We start from the raw sequence: 13,052 nt of genomic DNA, 5'->3' as shown, positions 1-13,052 counted from the left end.
GATGTCGAAATGGGATAAACTATTGACAAGAATTTGCTCATTATCGAAAGACCTTCGTTTTGATGAATTAAGAAAAGTATTAGAAAGTTATGGATATGAGATAAATGCTCCGAGAAGTGGGAGCAGCCATTATACATTCCGTAAAGCGGGATGCCAGCCGATAACAATACCGAAACACGAACCAATCAAGAAAATTTATGTTGAAATGGTAAAGCAGATTGTAGAAAGTGAGGCGAAAAACGATGAAGACACTGAATGATTATTTGGCAATGTCCTATCGCATGGAAATTGTGGAAGATAAGGATGAAGGTGGATTTGTGGTTTCTTATCCGGAACTGCCGGGATGCATCACCTGTGGAGAGACGATAGAAAGGGCAGTTGAAAATGCAGCGGATGCAAAAAAAGCATGGTTAGAAGCTGCACTGGAAGAAGGGATTGAGATTCACGAACCGGGAAGCCTGGAAGAGTATTCGGGACAGTTTAAAATAAGGATGCCACGCAGCTTACACCGGGATCTGGCGGAACACTCAAAAAAAGAAGGCATCAGTATGAATCAATACTGTATATATCTTCTTTCAAAGAATGATGCGCTGTTAGTAAAATAAATATACAAGAATATAGATGAAAAGAGCCGTCCGGATGGGCGGCTCGAAGTATTCTTTCTTTGATTAAAAATGATATTGTTCTAGCAGATAGATAGGAAGTGTTTGTACGTTTCCAACGGTTCCGCCTTTGGTATCACCTTTCAGATATAGTAGTTTATTGGCCTTCCCCTGTTCCAATGCCTTCAAGGCAGTAGATGCAGTTCCCTTACCGGCTTTAACTTCAATCAGATAGCGGATGTGAGTTTTCAATGTCTGAGCTACAAAATCAATTTCACCACCTTTATAAGTAGCAAAAGCCGGTGTCTCAAAGATAATTTCTTCCGGGAATTCCTGGCGTTTGGACAAGTTAATGTAAACATAGTTTTCGTTCAATGAGCCATCCATAGTTGATACAGTAGCACCAGTTCTGGAGAGATAATAATATGCAACTCCAAGATCCATGAAGAAGCAGCGGCTTCCCGGTTTGAAATTCAAGATGTCCAGTTCTGTGATTTTGCCACAGAAACCGATGATTCCAGAATGGTAAAGCCAGTTGATAGCACGATAGCAGGTTGCTTTAGAAAGATTACTGGAGTAATTCTTTGTAACGAGCTTTTGCAGTTCTTCACTTATACTGTCCTCATCTAATCCTTTCTTTTCACGAAGCAGAATACGGCAGATGCTTAAAAAGATGTTGGTAAAAACACTAATATCTGTGATGTCATCAAAGTACCGCATAGATTCGTTTAAGAAAATGCGGATGATTCTAACAAGCTCTTTTTGAGCTGCTTCCACGTCTTTTGTGTTAAGGTATGTTTCCACAACCTTTGGATAGCCGCCAATCTGTCTATAGATGTCGTAAACATTCTTTAATTCGTCATATAGTTCCGGTACGGTGTCATCTGCATGATCCAGTGGAAGTGATAGATACTTCTGAAAAAGCTGGTCATCCAATGCTTCCAAAAACTCTTTAAAGGAAAGGGTATAAATACGGATACTGGTAATATCTCCACTGGAGAATTTGAATTCCGGTTCCAGTACACGTCCCAGATAACTTCCAGTTACAATGAAATGCGCTTGAAAATAGCGGGTAAATTCTCGGATACGGTTGAATATCTCTGAGGATTCCTGAATTTCATCAATAATGATGACTGTATCGTTGGTATCTTCAAAATCCGGATCGAAGAGTTTAAAAGCATCGTGAAGCGGCTGCTCCGGTCGTTTTGTACCGGGAGTCCAGTCTGTGGCTTTTTTGTAACATTCCATAAATTGTTTGCCGGACAAATCAAACAGGTTAATGTAGATCTTGTGCCTGAAGTTCTCATCCGCAAATTTATTGATAATATATGTTTTTCCGACCTGTCTGGCACCATTCACTTCCAAGGTGCTGTGGACGGTATCGTTTTTCCAATCCAGAAGCTGATCGTAAACTTTTCTTTTCAGATACATGGGAAATGCTCCTTTCTTTCAACTGTTCCTATTATATCAAAATATGAATGGATAATATAGAGGGTAATTTCTGATAAATGATGAATTGTCTAGTCTGAGCAGTTCTTCACGGGTATTCCGGTTTCTGTCATTACTTTTTCGTACTGAAGAAGCTGTTCCCAGGTCAGCCATTCCGGTTTCTGATCTGTGGGAAAACCATTCCATAATTCTTTCATACGGGCAATATGGTTTTGAACGCTATGATTGCATAGGATAGACGGACTGCGATTTCCGTAGCCCAGATAGTATTCACAGTCAGACTGTAATTTACTTAACATCCGGTACTCGAATTCATAGGAACTTCTTTGATACGGAGCCGGATGAAATGTGTACTCCTGCTGTATGGGATGGGAAGGTTCTCCATCAATATGGTTAAAAGATAAAGAATAAAGATTCGGTTCAGGCTCTTTGCCAAGGTCAATATCCTTCCACAACTTTCCGAATTGGTCCTTATATACCGGACAGGAAAAATCATCCATGCCAGTATACTCAAGCACTAATTTTGTTTTTGCATTTTCATTCATTCTATTAGACCATCCTTTCCTTTATTGCAGACATTGAGGTATATTATTGGGCGCTGTTTCTGCATTCCACTGCAGCTTCGCACGTACATCCATCAGGATGATTCCTAACTGGTTTTCTCCGCAGTTATTGACTTTGCCCCAGAAATAGTCACCCCAGTTGTTTCCTTCAATAAGTGTGGACTCTCCGGTTGCAAGAAGTTTATCCCGGAGTTCCGGGTTCTGCATGAATTTGCACATGCAGATTTCATACATGAGCCGGACTTTCACTTTTTCCCAGTCCGGGCGTAATGTAAGATCTCTGCCGAGTTTCTTTGCATCAGAAGGATTATGCATCCGAAAAATACAGAATTTGCGTTGCTCTCTCGCAGAGAGTGTTTTCTGCGCTTGAAAAGCAGCTTCATTATTTGCATAGGTTTGTCCCATGTAAGAGACCGGTGCCGGATAGAAATTGCTTAGAAAAGCATAATCTCCCCGAAATTCATTGATCTGTGTAGGTATGCGCTTGCTTGTATTTGTTTGATTCATTATAAATTCCTCCTTTGTAAAAGAGGTGCGGCCTTTCAGCCACACCTCAAAATAATTCTCATCTATTGCAGAGATGGTTATGCAATCATCTCCAAAAATTCAGCTTCTGTAAGAATTGGAATACCAAGGCTCTGGGCTTTTGCCAGTTTGCTGCCGGCTTTTTCCCCGCAGATCAGGTAATCGGTTTTCTTTGTTACAGAGCTGCCAGGTTTGGCACCAAGCTCCAGAATCTTATCGTTGATACCGTCTCTGGTAAAATGCTCCAGTTTCCCTGTTGCTACGATGGTACATCCTGTAAATTTGTTTTCTTTTGTCATAATGGTCTCTTCCTTTCTTTGTTCAAATGTGAATTCGTTCTGTAAGTTTTTCCATAAATCAAGATTTGCTTCATCTGCAAACCAGGAATGGATGTTGTGATTTAAGATTTCGCCAAAATCCTCTAACTGAGTGAAGTCGTAATCTCCGACAGCCGCCTGTTCAAATGCAGTTAAATTTCCGGAAAATACGGTGTCCAGAATCCGGCTTTTGGTTCTGCCGATCATAGGAATATCCATGGAAACCAGATAGCGGACAAAGCTGGTCCTCCGGCTGGCGTTGATGGATTCCCACAAGCGGTCGAAAGATTTCTCACCATATCCGTCCAGTGCCACAATATCTTCCCGGTGTTCCTCCAGATGATAGATGTCCTGAAAAGAGTGCAGATAGCCCAGATTCAGGAATTTTTCTAAAGTGGCTTCTGACAGTCCTTCGATGTTCATTGCCTTCTTGCTGGCAAAATGGACAAACCTTCTTGTGATCTGGCTGTCGCACTGCGGATTATCACAATGCAGAGTTTCTACGGTGCGACCGTCGCTGGTCTTACGGCTGTAGGTTCTGGTTTTGGAACCACAGCAAGGGCAGACCGGAGGCGTGATGTCGGTATACCTTCCACGATCCAGATTATCCTCTATATGTGGGATGATCATGTTTCGTTTGGAAACAAGAATCCGGCATCCGGGTACAAGCTCCAGATTTTTGATAAAGGTCAGATTATGAAGGGAAGCTCTGGAAACATCACAGCCGTCAATCTCCACGGTATCGAAGATGCCGACCGGAGCAATCTCTCCGAATCTGGTCGGTGTCCATTCAATTTCACGCAAGAAAGTTTCGTAGGTATCATCCTCAAACTTATAGGCGAGGCCGTCCTTATAGTGGTGTCCGGTTTTTCCGCAGCTTTTGGAGTAGCTGAGACTGTCAAAAATCATGACAATGCCATCGATAGGAAGATGTAAATTTGCTGCTGTGGATACCAATTCCTGAATGAATTTCTCCGCATATTCTTTTGAAAGTCCGGTTCCTGAAATTGAGAAAAACGGGCAGTAACCAAAGCCCAGGTGTGTTAAACCTTCTAATTTGCAGGCTCTGCTGTCCGGGAAGGGAACATCCTCCATTCCTTCTAATACATTGAACGGAAGAAAGCGAACACAACGTCCGATACAGTTCTTCGGATCAAGACTTCGTACTGATCCGGAAGCAAAATTACGTCCGTTTTTATAAGGTTTTCCATTTCCATCACGCAGAGTATCTTTCAGACGTTCAAAATCATTGGTTGGTATAAAAGACTCACCGGTAATGACCAGACGTTCTTTGTGTGGAATGGTAAGCGGTACATTTAAAAATGCCGGGATATTGTGTGTAATATCTTCCCCCACTTCACCATCTCCACGGGTAGAAGCCTGAATCAGTCTGCCATCTTCGTAAATGAGTTTGGTAGTCAAACCGTCCAGTTTCAGCATAAAGAGAACTTCCTGTCCTTTCATGAAATCTAAAAGCTCTGAAATCAGTTTTGTTTTCTCAAGCGAGAGCAGTGGAATCGGATGGGTGACTTTGGCAAGTTCACTGACCGGATAATATCCAACCGTCTGTGTCGGAGAATTTGACAGGATGAAACCAGTCTGTTCCTCCAGTTCCTTCAGTTCGTCAAAGAGTCGGTCATACTCGGCATCAGATACCAGAGGGGCATCCTGATTGTAGTAGGCATGACGGTATTCATTGAGTTGTTTTACAAGATTCTTAATTCTTTTGACTGACATAGAGTCTCCTTTCTTTTGTGGCGTGCCAGTTCCGGAATCATTTGTTTCCGTAATCCTCCTTTCCCTGCGTTCAGGCATAAAAAAAGAGAATGACGCTTATGTTCATTCTCAAAATAGATGCAGTTTCCTGCAAAATAAAAAAAGCCAGAAGTCCCTGCTGCTTGTTGGGCATAGGAAAACTCCTGACTACGTTTCAAACCTAAACTGCGTGTGATAAATCCTTTCCGGATTGACACAAATAATTGATATAAGAACAGTATAACACTAGATGTAGTATATGTCAAATGAAATAGATTCCTCAATGAAGCTTTTGCCTTATGTTGATGACAAATTTGTCGGCTACAGGAATAAAAGCGTTCAGGATTTCAGATTTGCCCTAAGCGAAGGAATTCGTAGCCAGGTATTTTTTGCCACTTTCGTGGAGAAAGTCGAAAACCAGATAAAATCAATCTCTGTCATAAATGCCTCTAAACTGTTTTTACATCGTAGTGGTTATGCAAGTTCTAAATTTAAAAATAATTTTCACGAATAACTAACTTTTCTATATGCTGAATTGTCATAAAATATAGATTATTAAATTTGAAAGCAGATTGAAGGTGATAAACATGAGAAGTTATAAACGGTATACCAGGCGAAAGAGACTTTTGAAGCAAATCGCTGTGGTTGCTTTATCTCCTAATCGGGTATTCACGAAAGAACAGATCTATCAGCATATCTATGAGGAAGCGGAGTCAGAAGTGAATAACCGAATTTACGGTCTGATTAAGAACTTGAGAAAGAAAATAGAAGAAAATCCGGAAACACCGCACTACATAGAAACGATACGTGGTGTTGGTTATCGCTTTCGGGCATAAAAGGAGCCGTCCGGCAATGGGCGGCTCGAAGTGTTTCTCTTGTTGTTTATTTATTGTTTTTTTCGTTGTATACTGATAAAACGAGGTGATAAAAGTGGCATATAGAATTTTGATCGTGGATGATGACATCGAATTATTAAAGATGTTAAAGAACTATTTTGAAATCAAACGATATGATGTAATGATGGCAGAAGATGGCACAGATGCTTTGGAAAAAATCCATAAGAAACCGGATATTATCTTGCTGGACATCAATATGCCTAAAATAGACGGATTAGAAGTATGCAGACGTATCCGGGGCAAAGTAACTTGTCCCATTATCTTCCTGACGGCAAAAGTGGAGGAGCAGGACAGGGTAAACGGGCTTTTATCCGGTGGGGATGACTATATACTGAAGCCGTTTAGTCTGAAAGAACTGGATGCTCGTATTATTGCACATTTGAAGCGTGAGGAGCGTCATAAAGGGAAGTCTGAATACAGATTCCACGGAGACCTCAGTATTGATTATGGAGCAAAGAGGGTTCAGATCGGTGAAAATGATTTGGAGCTTACGAAGCTGGAATATGCAATCATTGAGTTTTTGTCCATGAATCCAGGACAGGTTTTTGACAGGGAGCGGATATACGAAAAGGTGTGTGGTTATGATGCGGAAGGTGACAGCCGTGTTGTTACGGAACTGATCCGGAGAGTGAGAAAGAAACTGGCGGAATATACGCAGACAGAATACATTGAGACAGTATGGGGGATGGGGTATCGATGGAAAAGATAAGAAATTTATCCTTGAAAAAGACAATGGTTTTATATACGATACTCAGCTTGATTGTCACTTTTTTTCTTTCTGTGTCAATTATTGAGATTGCCGGGCAGATACAGGAGGAGGTCTGGTGGAAGTACGAGGATCAGGACGAGTATTATCAGGCAATGAATGACCGCAATGAAAATTTTGAGGTAGTGGTACCGAGACCGAATCAGAGTAAAATGAGCAGAATGGACTGGCATATTTCAGAAACCTGTGATTTCCTTCAGACGTACGGAGTATTGCTTTTTTCTTTTGCCGGATGTGGAATTGCGGTCAGCCTGTTTTACAAAAATAAATTAAAGAGACCGATTCAGGAACTGAAGATGGCATCACAGATGATTGCGGAGGAAGATCTGGATTTTCATATGGCTTATGAGAACGAGGACGAGATGGGGATGCTGTGCAGGGAATTTGAAAGGATGCGTGGGCAGTTGGAAGAAAATAACCGTAGACTTTGGCAGATGATCGAAGATGAGCGGGTACTGCGTGCAGCGATTGCCCATGATATCCGCTCGCCGCTTGCAATCATGCGGGGATATCAGGAAATGCTTTTGGAATTTGTTCCGGAAGATATGCTTGATCAAGAGAAAATGATGGAGATGTTAAGGGGCGGTATGCTTCAGATTGAACGGATGAACCATTTTATTGATAGTATGAGGAAGATGACGAAATTGGAAGAACGGGAATTAAACTGTTCCGTGGTAGATATCCGGCAGTTGATAAACCAGATAGAAGCTCTGGCAGAAGTCGTGGTGGAAAAATCAGAAAAGAATTTTACAGTGACGACAGTGAGAGAATCTGAAATACTGACTGCGGATGAGGAAATCATCATGGAAGTAGCGGATAATCTGTTGGCTAACGCATTCCGCTATGCCAATCAGGAAGTTAGGCTGAAGCTGACAGTGACACCCCAATATCTGAAAATGAGTATCAGGGATGACGGAATTGGATTTCAGGAAAATATCGACAGGGTGACACAGGCGTTTTATCATGAGAATCCACAGGATGACTTAAAGCATTTTGGAATGGGTATGTATATCAGCCGTATCTACTGCGAACGGCATGGTGGGAAACTGCTGATAAAAAATGTAGCAGATGGCGGTGCGGAAGTTGAGGCAGTGTTTAAAAATTATGTATTAGAAGAACAACAGCAGAAATAAATGGCTGTTGTTTTTTTGTTGTGATTTGTAGGCTATGCTGTTTGTAGAAAAAAGAAAGGCGGGATGACTTATGAAAGCAATCATAAAAAGGAATCTGAAAAATTATCTTAAAAATCCGATATTCTGGATCGGTTTGATTGTTGTTTTAATCAGTATGTACCAGACACTTGCACCCTATCTGTCCATTCATTACGTGAAGTCGGATGAAACCTTCAGGAAGGTAAAAATGGCCTCCGATGGGGATGTTATGGAGGGATGTATTCCGGCAACACCGGATAAGGAGAGAGAACTGTGGGAGAAAGAGATTGTAAAGATACTTCAGGACACAGAGAATGGGTTTGGCATGTCGGAAGTAGAGGCGGAGGCAGTGATATCTGAGATGAAACAGATGAAGATTACGGAGGCGTGTCAGTATCTGAAAACGGAATACCACTTTAATGGTGCCAATTATGTGTATGAGGACGTTTCATGGTATCAGGGAAGCCCGGAGGAAGTCAACCGGTATATCAGAGAAAATCTTGAGAAACATCCATTCTCCTATTATTTCGGAAGAAAATTTACAGATTTTGCAAGCCTGCATATGGCATTCTTTGCAACGGTTCTGCTGGCGTTTTTATTTTTCCAGGATATGAGGAAAAATACTTATGAATTGCTGCACACCAAACCGATGACGGCTTTTCAATATATTGCCGGGAAAATAAGCAGTGGATTTCTCATTATGACGGCGGCACTGGTCATTATGAATATCGTATTTATCATTTTGTGTTACGCCACGGCAGTAAAATCAGGATTTGCTATGAACATACTGGATTTTGTTCAGAATTCGATCCTGTATGTCCTGCCGAACATCCTGATGATCTGCTGTGTGTATGCGGTTACAGCGCTGCTGTTTAAGAATCCGCTTCCAGCGGTTCCGGCGCTGGTTCTTTATATCATTTATTCTAATATGCTGACATGGGATAGCAAAGGACAGTGTCATGCAAGACCATTCTCTATTATGGTTCGATTTCCGGGGAATTTTTTTGAAACGGAATTGCCACATCAGGTATATCTCAATCAACTGCTTCTTGTGGCAGCATCCATACTGCTCATGTTTATAGCGGTGTGGATGTGGAAAAGGAGGAGAGTATATTGAAGAAAGAAGTAAAAATATGTATGCCATATTATAAAATTGCATATTCAATCGCTTTTGTTGTGATATTGAGTGCAATCCAGCCTGTTGTATATGCGAATGAAATCGGGCAGGCAGTAGAAAGAGCTGTTTCGCTTCTGGCAGTCGTTTTCTGTGCAGATACTTATCTGGTGGAAGTGCAGAGCAAACGCTCGGAAGTATTCTGCCTTTATAATCTAAAAAAGCAGGCAGGGGTAGTTTATAAAAGACTATTTGTGCAGGTAGCTTATCTGATTGGAATCAGTTTGTTGGCATATGGACTCTTTTATTGGCAGAAACCGGTGAATCTGACAGAAGAATTAGATGGCGGTGCCTTGTTTGGAATTTATTGTATTGCGATTCCCGGAACTGTTTTGTTTTGGAGTGTGCTTTCCGTAACTGTCAGCAATCTGGTTCGAAACAGATGGATTGGTATGGGTGTCGTGCTGCTTTTCTGGTTTTTCTCTATTTCCGGAAAGGCAACTCAGTTTTTGAAAAACTGGGGACCATTTTCCTACGGAACTTGTGATTTCGGTAAGCTGACAGAGTGGAGATGGCTTGGCGGGAAGGTGCTGTGCGTGGTATTTGCGGGGATGATGCTTGCATTTGTTCCTAAGATATTAAAGAAGAGAGGGTAAGATTATGAGTATAAGAATAGACGATTTAACAGTAACATTTAAAAATGGAGTGACAGCGGTAGATCATGTGGATCTGGAAATCCCACATGGGATATTTGGTCTGTTAGGTGAAAATGGTGCAGGAAAAACAACGTTGATGCGGGTGCTTACAACGGTGCTTGCACCCACAAGTGGAAAAGTTCTGTTAGATGGTACGCTATATTGCGAAGCAAATTACGAAAAGATACAGAAAAAGATTGGGTATCTGCCACAGGAAATTGATCTGTATCCGTCTTTGACTGTTCGAGAATGTCTGGAGTATATGGGAGATCTGGCTGGAATTGAGAAAAGAGAAAGCAAGAAAAGGATTGATTACTATCTGGAGAAGACCAGTCTTGCAGACCATCAGAAAAAGAAAATGCGGCAGCTTTCAGGTGGAATGAAGCGAAGAGTTGGATTAGTGCAGGCATTACTCCATGAGCCGGATTTTTTAATTGTGGATGAACCAACAACAGGGCTCGATCCGGAGGAACGCATCCGTATCCGTAATTTACTGGTAGATTTTGCAGAAGAACGCACCGTATTATTTTCAACGCATGTGGTGGAGGATCTGATGGCAACCTGTAATCAGCTTGCGGTTATGAAAAAAGGTAGATTCCTTTATACAGGAACAATGAGGGAATTATTGAATAAGGCAAGAGGGCATGTATGGGAATGCTGTACAGAGGACGAAAGCCTTGCAAGAGAATTAGAAAGAAAATATCATATTTCCAGTAAGCAGTATACGGAGGAAGGAATTAGATTAAGACTGTTAGGGGAGAATATGCCGTCAGAAAGTGGATGTATAGCTTGTGACGTAACTTTGGAAGATGCATATATCTATGTAACCAATCGATAAACATTGTTAATGAGGAGTGAAAGCTAAATGCTAAGAAAAGCAGGTGATGTTATGGGAAAGTGATGATTCTTACCATTTCTGATTCCGAAGAGGGAATCCTGAATAAAATTAAATCAGTTCTAGCCTGCGAAAGTACGTTAGAAGTTATGGAGATTACAAATTCTGAAAAGTTGACATTCCAAGGTTTGGAAATAGACCAGCTTCAGCGGAGCGTAATCAAAGATGGTAAGGTTGTGGAACTTACCAGACATGAATATGACCTGCTTTTTTATCTGGCCTTATCCCCCAATCGGGTATTTACAAAAGAACAGATTTACCAGCATATTTATGAGGATGTGGAGTCAGAAGTGGATAACCGTGTCTATGGGTTAGTCAAGAATCTGAGAAAGAAAATAGAAGAAAATCCGGAAGAACCGCACTACATAGAAACGATACGTGGTGTAGGCTACCGTTTTCGGGCATAAAAAGAGCCGTCCGATTGGGCGGCTCGAAGTATTTAAACAGCAGTTTTCTTCACTGCCTGTTTATAGTTACCGGTAGCATCGTAATCTCCAGAGAGGAGCAGATTCTGGCGAAATTGCTCCAGTTTGATCTTGAAGCGTTTCCCATCCTCAACAGTCGTAAGCATGGTAAGAGCTTCTAGCATTCCCTGAATATATCCGGTTAGCAGGTAATATCTGCAGGGTTCTTCCGATGGTGAGATATTGGACAGGGTTTCTTCCAGATGTTCCTGACGTTCCCTGAGCCATGCATCCCAGACATCCAGTTCCAAATCAGTCATGGTGTTCCTCCTTTAAATCTGATGATAATCGTCTTTGGTGTGGAGGGGAGAAGTTTCATGCACAAGCATTTTTCTGCTCCAGATCCAAATATGGATTTGTAAATTCAAAAATAATAAGTTCATCCGCATCGAACATGAGCTCCAACTCTTTTAGTGTAGCTGCTGGATATCCGCAATCTCTGAATCGTTCTAATACGTCTGTTTCCGTTTCAAATGGTTCACCGTCTTCCAGCTTTTCTCCGATTATTAAGCCACATGGAGTCAATAGGCTTTCTTCATATAAGCGGACACAATATCGGTCAGGGAAAAATAGGTGTGCTTCATCCGTGTTATAATAAATTCGTTCTCCAGGTTCTATGCTTTGCATCACAAAGGGAACATGATATGCAGCGGCTATCGCCTGATATGCTTCATAAAGTGGAGTCCATGCTGTCTCTAAAGAAAGTAGAATATACGTATCATTCCATTCCATGTAGCTGACATTTCCACGAAGAGATATTCCGGTGGAATCTATTTTCTTGTGGGAAAATAAATTGCCAATCCAGCATAAATCAGGATTCTGGTTCAGAATGATGTAGGTTTCCAGGTCCTCCCACAAGTCATATAGTCCTTCCGGATTTCCTTCTGTATAAAAGATCACATCATCACAGCAGATATTTGCCATTACACATCCACCTCCGTTCCAAAAGTTTCACCCATATTCTGGTTGGAAACCGTAAGGTTTACAGGGGATAAGGTGCCAGAGGCAAGCCATTGTTCGATTGCATCAATTACCTGCTCCAGCGTGTCGTTATAAGCCACATTGCAGTCTTCCAGTCGGAGAAACTGCAGGTATGCTTCATGAAGAAGGCTTGGATCATCACGCAGCGTTTCATATGGAAGGTTGCAGAGTCCGATTCTTTCCTCCAGACGTTCCATGGAGCGGCGGATGAAGTCGCAGGAAATAAATTGTTCCCGGTAGATGTTATAAGCAGCTTCAAGCTGGTCATAGGTCAAAATAAATGAGACTTTCTCGCAAGGATTAGATGGTTGTTCTTTCATGGTAAATTCCTCCATTCATACTATGATTGGCTGGTGGTACGGATTCTCTTTGTTCGGGAGTAAGATGTACCAGTAGTTTCCAGCGCAGGTCGATTTCTCGGTGAATCCAGGTATCATTTTCATAAACTTCATGTGTCAAAAAATTGTAAATTGTCGGTTCTTTTTCTATATCATCCAGATCTGCGACCAGACAAGTTGCCTGATTCACATAGGGCCAGAGTGCCTGTTCGACCATATGGCGTAGTTCCAGTATCAGAGGATATATCTGTCCTACATCATAGGTTTTGGACATGCAGGAGCTGATTTTCTTCAGCATCCCGGAAGTTTGTATCATCTGGTTGATGACGGTACATTGTTCCTCCACATCTGCATCCGGATTCAGGACCAGCCGGTGGAGCAGCACAGATTTTGCATAGGCAGAAGCGGTCAGGTTGATGTTTCTGACCAGTTCTTCATACGGCTGCTTATACTGTGTCTTCAGCACTTCCAGAGGCACATGTTCCCGGTTCTTCTTTAAGGTGGAGAGGAGCCCCGAAAGGCAGCTCTCCAGTTCTTCCAT

At 41.8% G+C, this 13,052-nt stretch carries 18 protein-coding genes; 10 read left to right on the top strand and 8 right to left on the bottom strand.

The window, feature by feature from the left end:
* Position 1 precedes the first annotated feature (1 nt).
* Both AB5618_RS02310 and AB5618_RS02305 read left to right on the top strand, forming a co-directional pair.
* Positions 2–259, top strand: a complete 258-nt coding sequence (locus AB5618_RS02310) for a type II toxin-antitoxin system HicA family toxin (protein ID WP_005333422.1) — start codon at positions 2–4, stop codon at positions 257–259.
* Positions 243–605, top strand: coding sequence for a type II toxin-antitoxin system HicB family antitoxin (locus AB5618_RS02305; protein ID WP_005333424.1), 363 nt, complete (start codon positions 243–245; stop codon positions 603–605). The genes AB5618_RS02310 and AB5618_RS02305 overlap by 17 nt, the downstream gene beginning before the upstream one ends.
* A 63-nt stretch (positions 606–668) precedes the next feature.
* Here AB5618_RS02305 and AB5618_RS02300 read toward each other — a convergent pair whose 3' ends face one another.
* The 4 genes from AB5618_RS02300 to ligA form a co-directional block, all read right to left on the bottom strand.
* Positions 669–2,033 carry an ATP-binding protein gene (locus AB5618_RS02300; RefSeq protein WP_005333425.1) on the bottom strand — a complete coding sequence of 455 codons (1,365 nt, stop codon included), beginning with the start codon at positions 2,031–2,033 and terminating at the stop codon, positions 669–671.
* Positions 2,034–2,122: 89 nt separating this feature from the next.
* Positions 2,123–2,596, bottom strand: coding sequence for an LPD11 domain-containing protein (locus AB5618_RS02295; protein ID WP_005333427.1), 474 nt, complete (start codon positions 2,594–2,596; stop codon positions 2,123–2,125).
* A 21-nt stretch (positions 2,597–2,617) separates the two neighbouring features.
* A complete protein-coding gene (locus AB5618_RS02290; RefSeq protein ID WP_023921566.1) occupies positions 2,618–3,121 on the bottom strand; it encodes an NADAR family protein in 504 nt (167 codons plus the stop codon).
* 77 nt (positions 3,122–3,198) lie between these two features.
* Positions 3,199–5,193 carry an NAD-dependent DNA ligase LigA gene (gene ligA / locus AB5618_RS02285; protein ID WP_040015507.1) on the bottom strand — a complete coding sequence of 665 codons (1,995 nt, stop codon included), beginning with the start codon at positions 5,191–5,193 and terminating at the stop codon, positions 3,199–3,201.
* A gap of 277 nt (positions 5,194–5,470) precedes the next feature.
* On the opposite strand from ligA, the gene AB5618_RS02280 reads away from it, so the two are divergent.
* The 8 genes from AB5618_RS02280 (at position 5,471) to AB5618_RS02245 (ending at position 11,135) form a co-directional block, all read left to right on the top strand.
* Entirely contained in the window at positions 5,471–5,725 is a 255-nt protein-coding gene (locus AB5618_RS02280; protein WP_005333435.1) for a hypothetical protein, read from the top strand.
* Between the two features lie 73 nt (positions 5,726–5,798).
* Complete coding sequence (locus tag AB5618_RS02275; protein ID WP_005333437.1) at positions 5,799–6,047, top strand: winged helix-turn-helix domain-containing protein; 249 nt, start codon at positions 5,799–5,801, stop codon at positions 6,045–6,047.
* Between the two features lie 94 nt (positions 6,048–6,141).
* Complete coding sequence (locus tag AB5618_RS02270; RefSeq protein ID WP_023921570.1) at positions 6,142–6,816, top strand: response regulator transcription factor; 675 nt, start codon at positions 6,142–6,144, stop codon at positions 6,814–6,816.
* Entirely contained in the window at positions 6,804–8,006 is a 1,203-nt protein-coding gene (locus tag AB5618_RS02265; RefSeq protein WP_173736255.1) for a HAMP domain-containing sensor histidine kinase, read from the top strand. The genes AB5618_RS02270 and AB5618_RS02265 overlap by 13 nt, the downstream gene beginning before the upstream one ends.
* 70 nt (positions 8,007–8,076) lie before the next feature.
* Complete coding sequence (locus tag AB5618_RS02260) at positions 8,077–9,141, top strand: ABC transporter permease (RefSeq protein WP_005333443.1); 1,065 nt, start codon at positions 8,077–8,079, stop codon at positions 9,139–9,141.
* Positions 9,138–9,794, top strand: a complete 657-nt coding sequence (locus AB5618_RS02255; RefSeq protein WP_022415113.1) for a hypothetical protein — start codon at positions 9,138–9,140, stop codon at positions 9,792–9,794. The genes AB5618_RS02260 and AB5618_RS02255 overlap by 4 nt, the downstream gene beginning before the upstream one ends.
* 4 nt (positions 9,795–9,798) lie before the next feature.
* Positions 9,799–10,671 carry an ABC transporter ATP-binding protein gene (locus AB5618_RS02250; protein ID WP_005333452.1) on the top strand — a complete coding sequence of 291 codons (873 nt, stop codon included), beginning with the start codon at positions 9,799–9,801 and terminating at the stop codon, positions 10,669–10,671.
* A gap of 62 nt (positions 10,672–10,733) precedes the next feature.
* Entirely contained in the window at positions 10,734–11,135 is a 402-nt protein-coding gene (locus AB5618_RS02245; RefSeq protein ID WP_005333454.1) for a response regulator transcription factor, read from the top strand.
* 32 nt (positions 11,136–11,167) lie between these two features.
* On the opposite strand, the gene AB5618_RS02240 is transcribed toward AB5618_RS02245, so the two are convergent.
* The 4 genes from AB5618_RS02240 to AB5618_RS02225 are packed head-to-tail and all read right to left on the bottom strand — an operon-like array spanning position 11,168 to position 13,052.
* Positions 11,168–11,452: a hypothetical protein gene (locus tag AB5618_RS02240; RefSeq protein ID WP_005333456.1), complete on the bottom strand. Its 285-nt coding sequence runs from the start codon at positions 11,450–11,452 to the stop codon at positions 11,168–11,170.
* 55 nt (positions 11,453–11,507) lie between these two features.
* Complete coding sequence (locus tag AB5618_RS02235) at positions 11,508–12,116, bottom strand: hypothetical protein (protein ID WP_005333458.1); 609 nt, start codon at positions 12,114–12,116, stop codon at positions 11,508–11,510.
* Complete coding sequence (locus AB5618_RS02230) at positions 12,116–12,493, bottom strand: hypothetical protein (protein WP_005333460.1); 378 nt, start codon at positions 12,491–12,493, stop codon at positions 12,116–12,118. The genes AB5618_RS02235 and AB5618_RS02230 overlap by 1 nt, the downstream gene beginning before the upstream one ends.
* Positions 12,474–13,052 carry a hypothetical protein gene (locus AB5618_RS02225; protein ID WP_005333462.1) on the bottom strand — a complete coding sequence of 193 codons (579 nt, stop codon included), beginning with the start codon at positions 13,050–13,052 and terminating at the stop codon, positions 12,474–12,476. The genes AB5618_RS02230 and AB5618_RS02225 overlap by 20 nt, the downstream gene beginning before the upstream one ends.

The sequence above is a fragment of the Ruminococcus sp. J1101004sp1_RTP21198st1_B9_RTP21198_201120 genome, from assembly GCF_040924245.1.
Lineage (GTDB): Bacteria > Bacillota > Clostridia > Lachnospirales > Lachnospiraceae > Blautia_A > Blautia_A faecis.
This window is presented reverse-complemented; position numbering and strand designations above follow the sequence as displayed.

Excerpts from the sequence above, each read along its gene's own strand:
- AB5618_RS02225 (WP_005333462.1), bottom strand. The coding sequence starts at position 13,052 with ATGGAAGAACTGGAGAGCTGCCTTTCGGGGCTCCTCTCCACCTTAAAG.
- AB5618_RS02230 (WP_005333460.1), bottom strand. The coding sequence starts at position 12,493 with ATGAAAGAACAACCATCTAATCCTTGCGAGAAAGTCTCATTTATTTTG.
- AB5618_RS02260 (WP_005333443.1), top strand. The coding sequence starts at position 8,077 with ATGAAAGCAATCATAAAAAGGAATCTGAAAAATTATCTTAAAAATCCG.
- AB5618_RS02240 (WP_005333456.1), bottom strand. The coding sequence starts at position 11,452 with ATGACTGATTTGGAACTGGATGTCTGGGATGCATGGCTCAGGGAACGT.
- AB5618_RS02275 (WP_005333437.1), top strand. The coding sequence starts at position 5,799 with ATGAGAAGTTATAAACGGTATACCAGGCGAAAGAGACTTTTGAAGCAA.
- AB5618_RS02265 (WP_173736255.1), top strand. The coding sequence starts at position 6,804 with ATGGAAAAGATAAGAAATTTATCCTTGAAAAAGACAATGGTTTTATAT.
- AB5618_RS02295 (WP_005333427.1), bottom strand. The coding sequence starts at position 2,596 with ATGAATGAAAATGCAAAAACAAAATTAGTGCTTGAGTATACTGGCATG.
- AB5618_RS02305 (WP_005333424.1), top strand. The coding sequence starts at position 243 with ATGAAGACACTGAATGATTATTTGGCAATGTCCTATCGCATGGAAATT.
- AB5618_RS02300 (WP_005333425.1), bottom strand. The coding sequence starts at position 2,033 with ATGTATCTGAAAAGAAAAGTTTACGATCAGCTTCTGGATTGGAAAAAC.
- AB5618_RS02310 (WP_005333422.1), top strand. The coding sequence starts at position 2 with ATGTCGAAATGGGATAAACTATTGACAAGAATTTGCTCATTATCGAAA.
- ligA (WP_040015507.1), bottom strand. The coding sequence starts at position 5,193 with ATGTCAGTCAAAAGAATTAAGAATCTTGTAAAACAACTCAATGAATAC.
- AB5618_RS02245 (WP_005333454.1), top strand. The coding sequence starts at position 10,734 with ATGATTCTTACCATTTCTGATTCCGAAGAGGGAATCCTGAATAAAATT.
- AB5618_RS02290 (WP_023921566.1), bottom strand. The coding sequence starts at position 3,121 with ATGAATCAAACAAATACAAGCAAGCGCATACCTACACAGATCAATGAA.
- AB5618_RS02280 (WP_005333435.1), top strand. The coding sequence starts at position 5,471 with ATGTCAAATGAAATAGATTCCTCAATGAAGCTTTTGCCTTATGTTGAT.
- AB5618_RS02250 (WP_005333452.1), top strand. The coding sequence starts at position 9,799 with ATGAGTATAAGAATAGACGATTTAACAGTAACATTTAAAAATGGAGTG.
- AB5618_RS02235 (WP_005333458.1), bottom strand. The coding sequence starts at position 12,116 with ATGGCAAATATCTGCTGTGATGATGTGATCTTTTATACAGAAGGAAAT.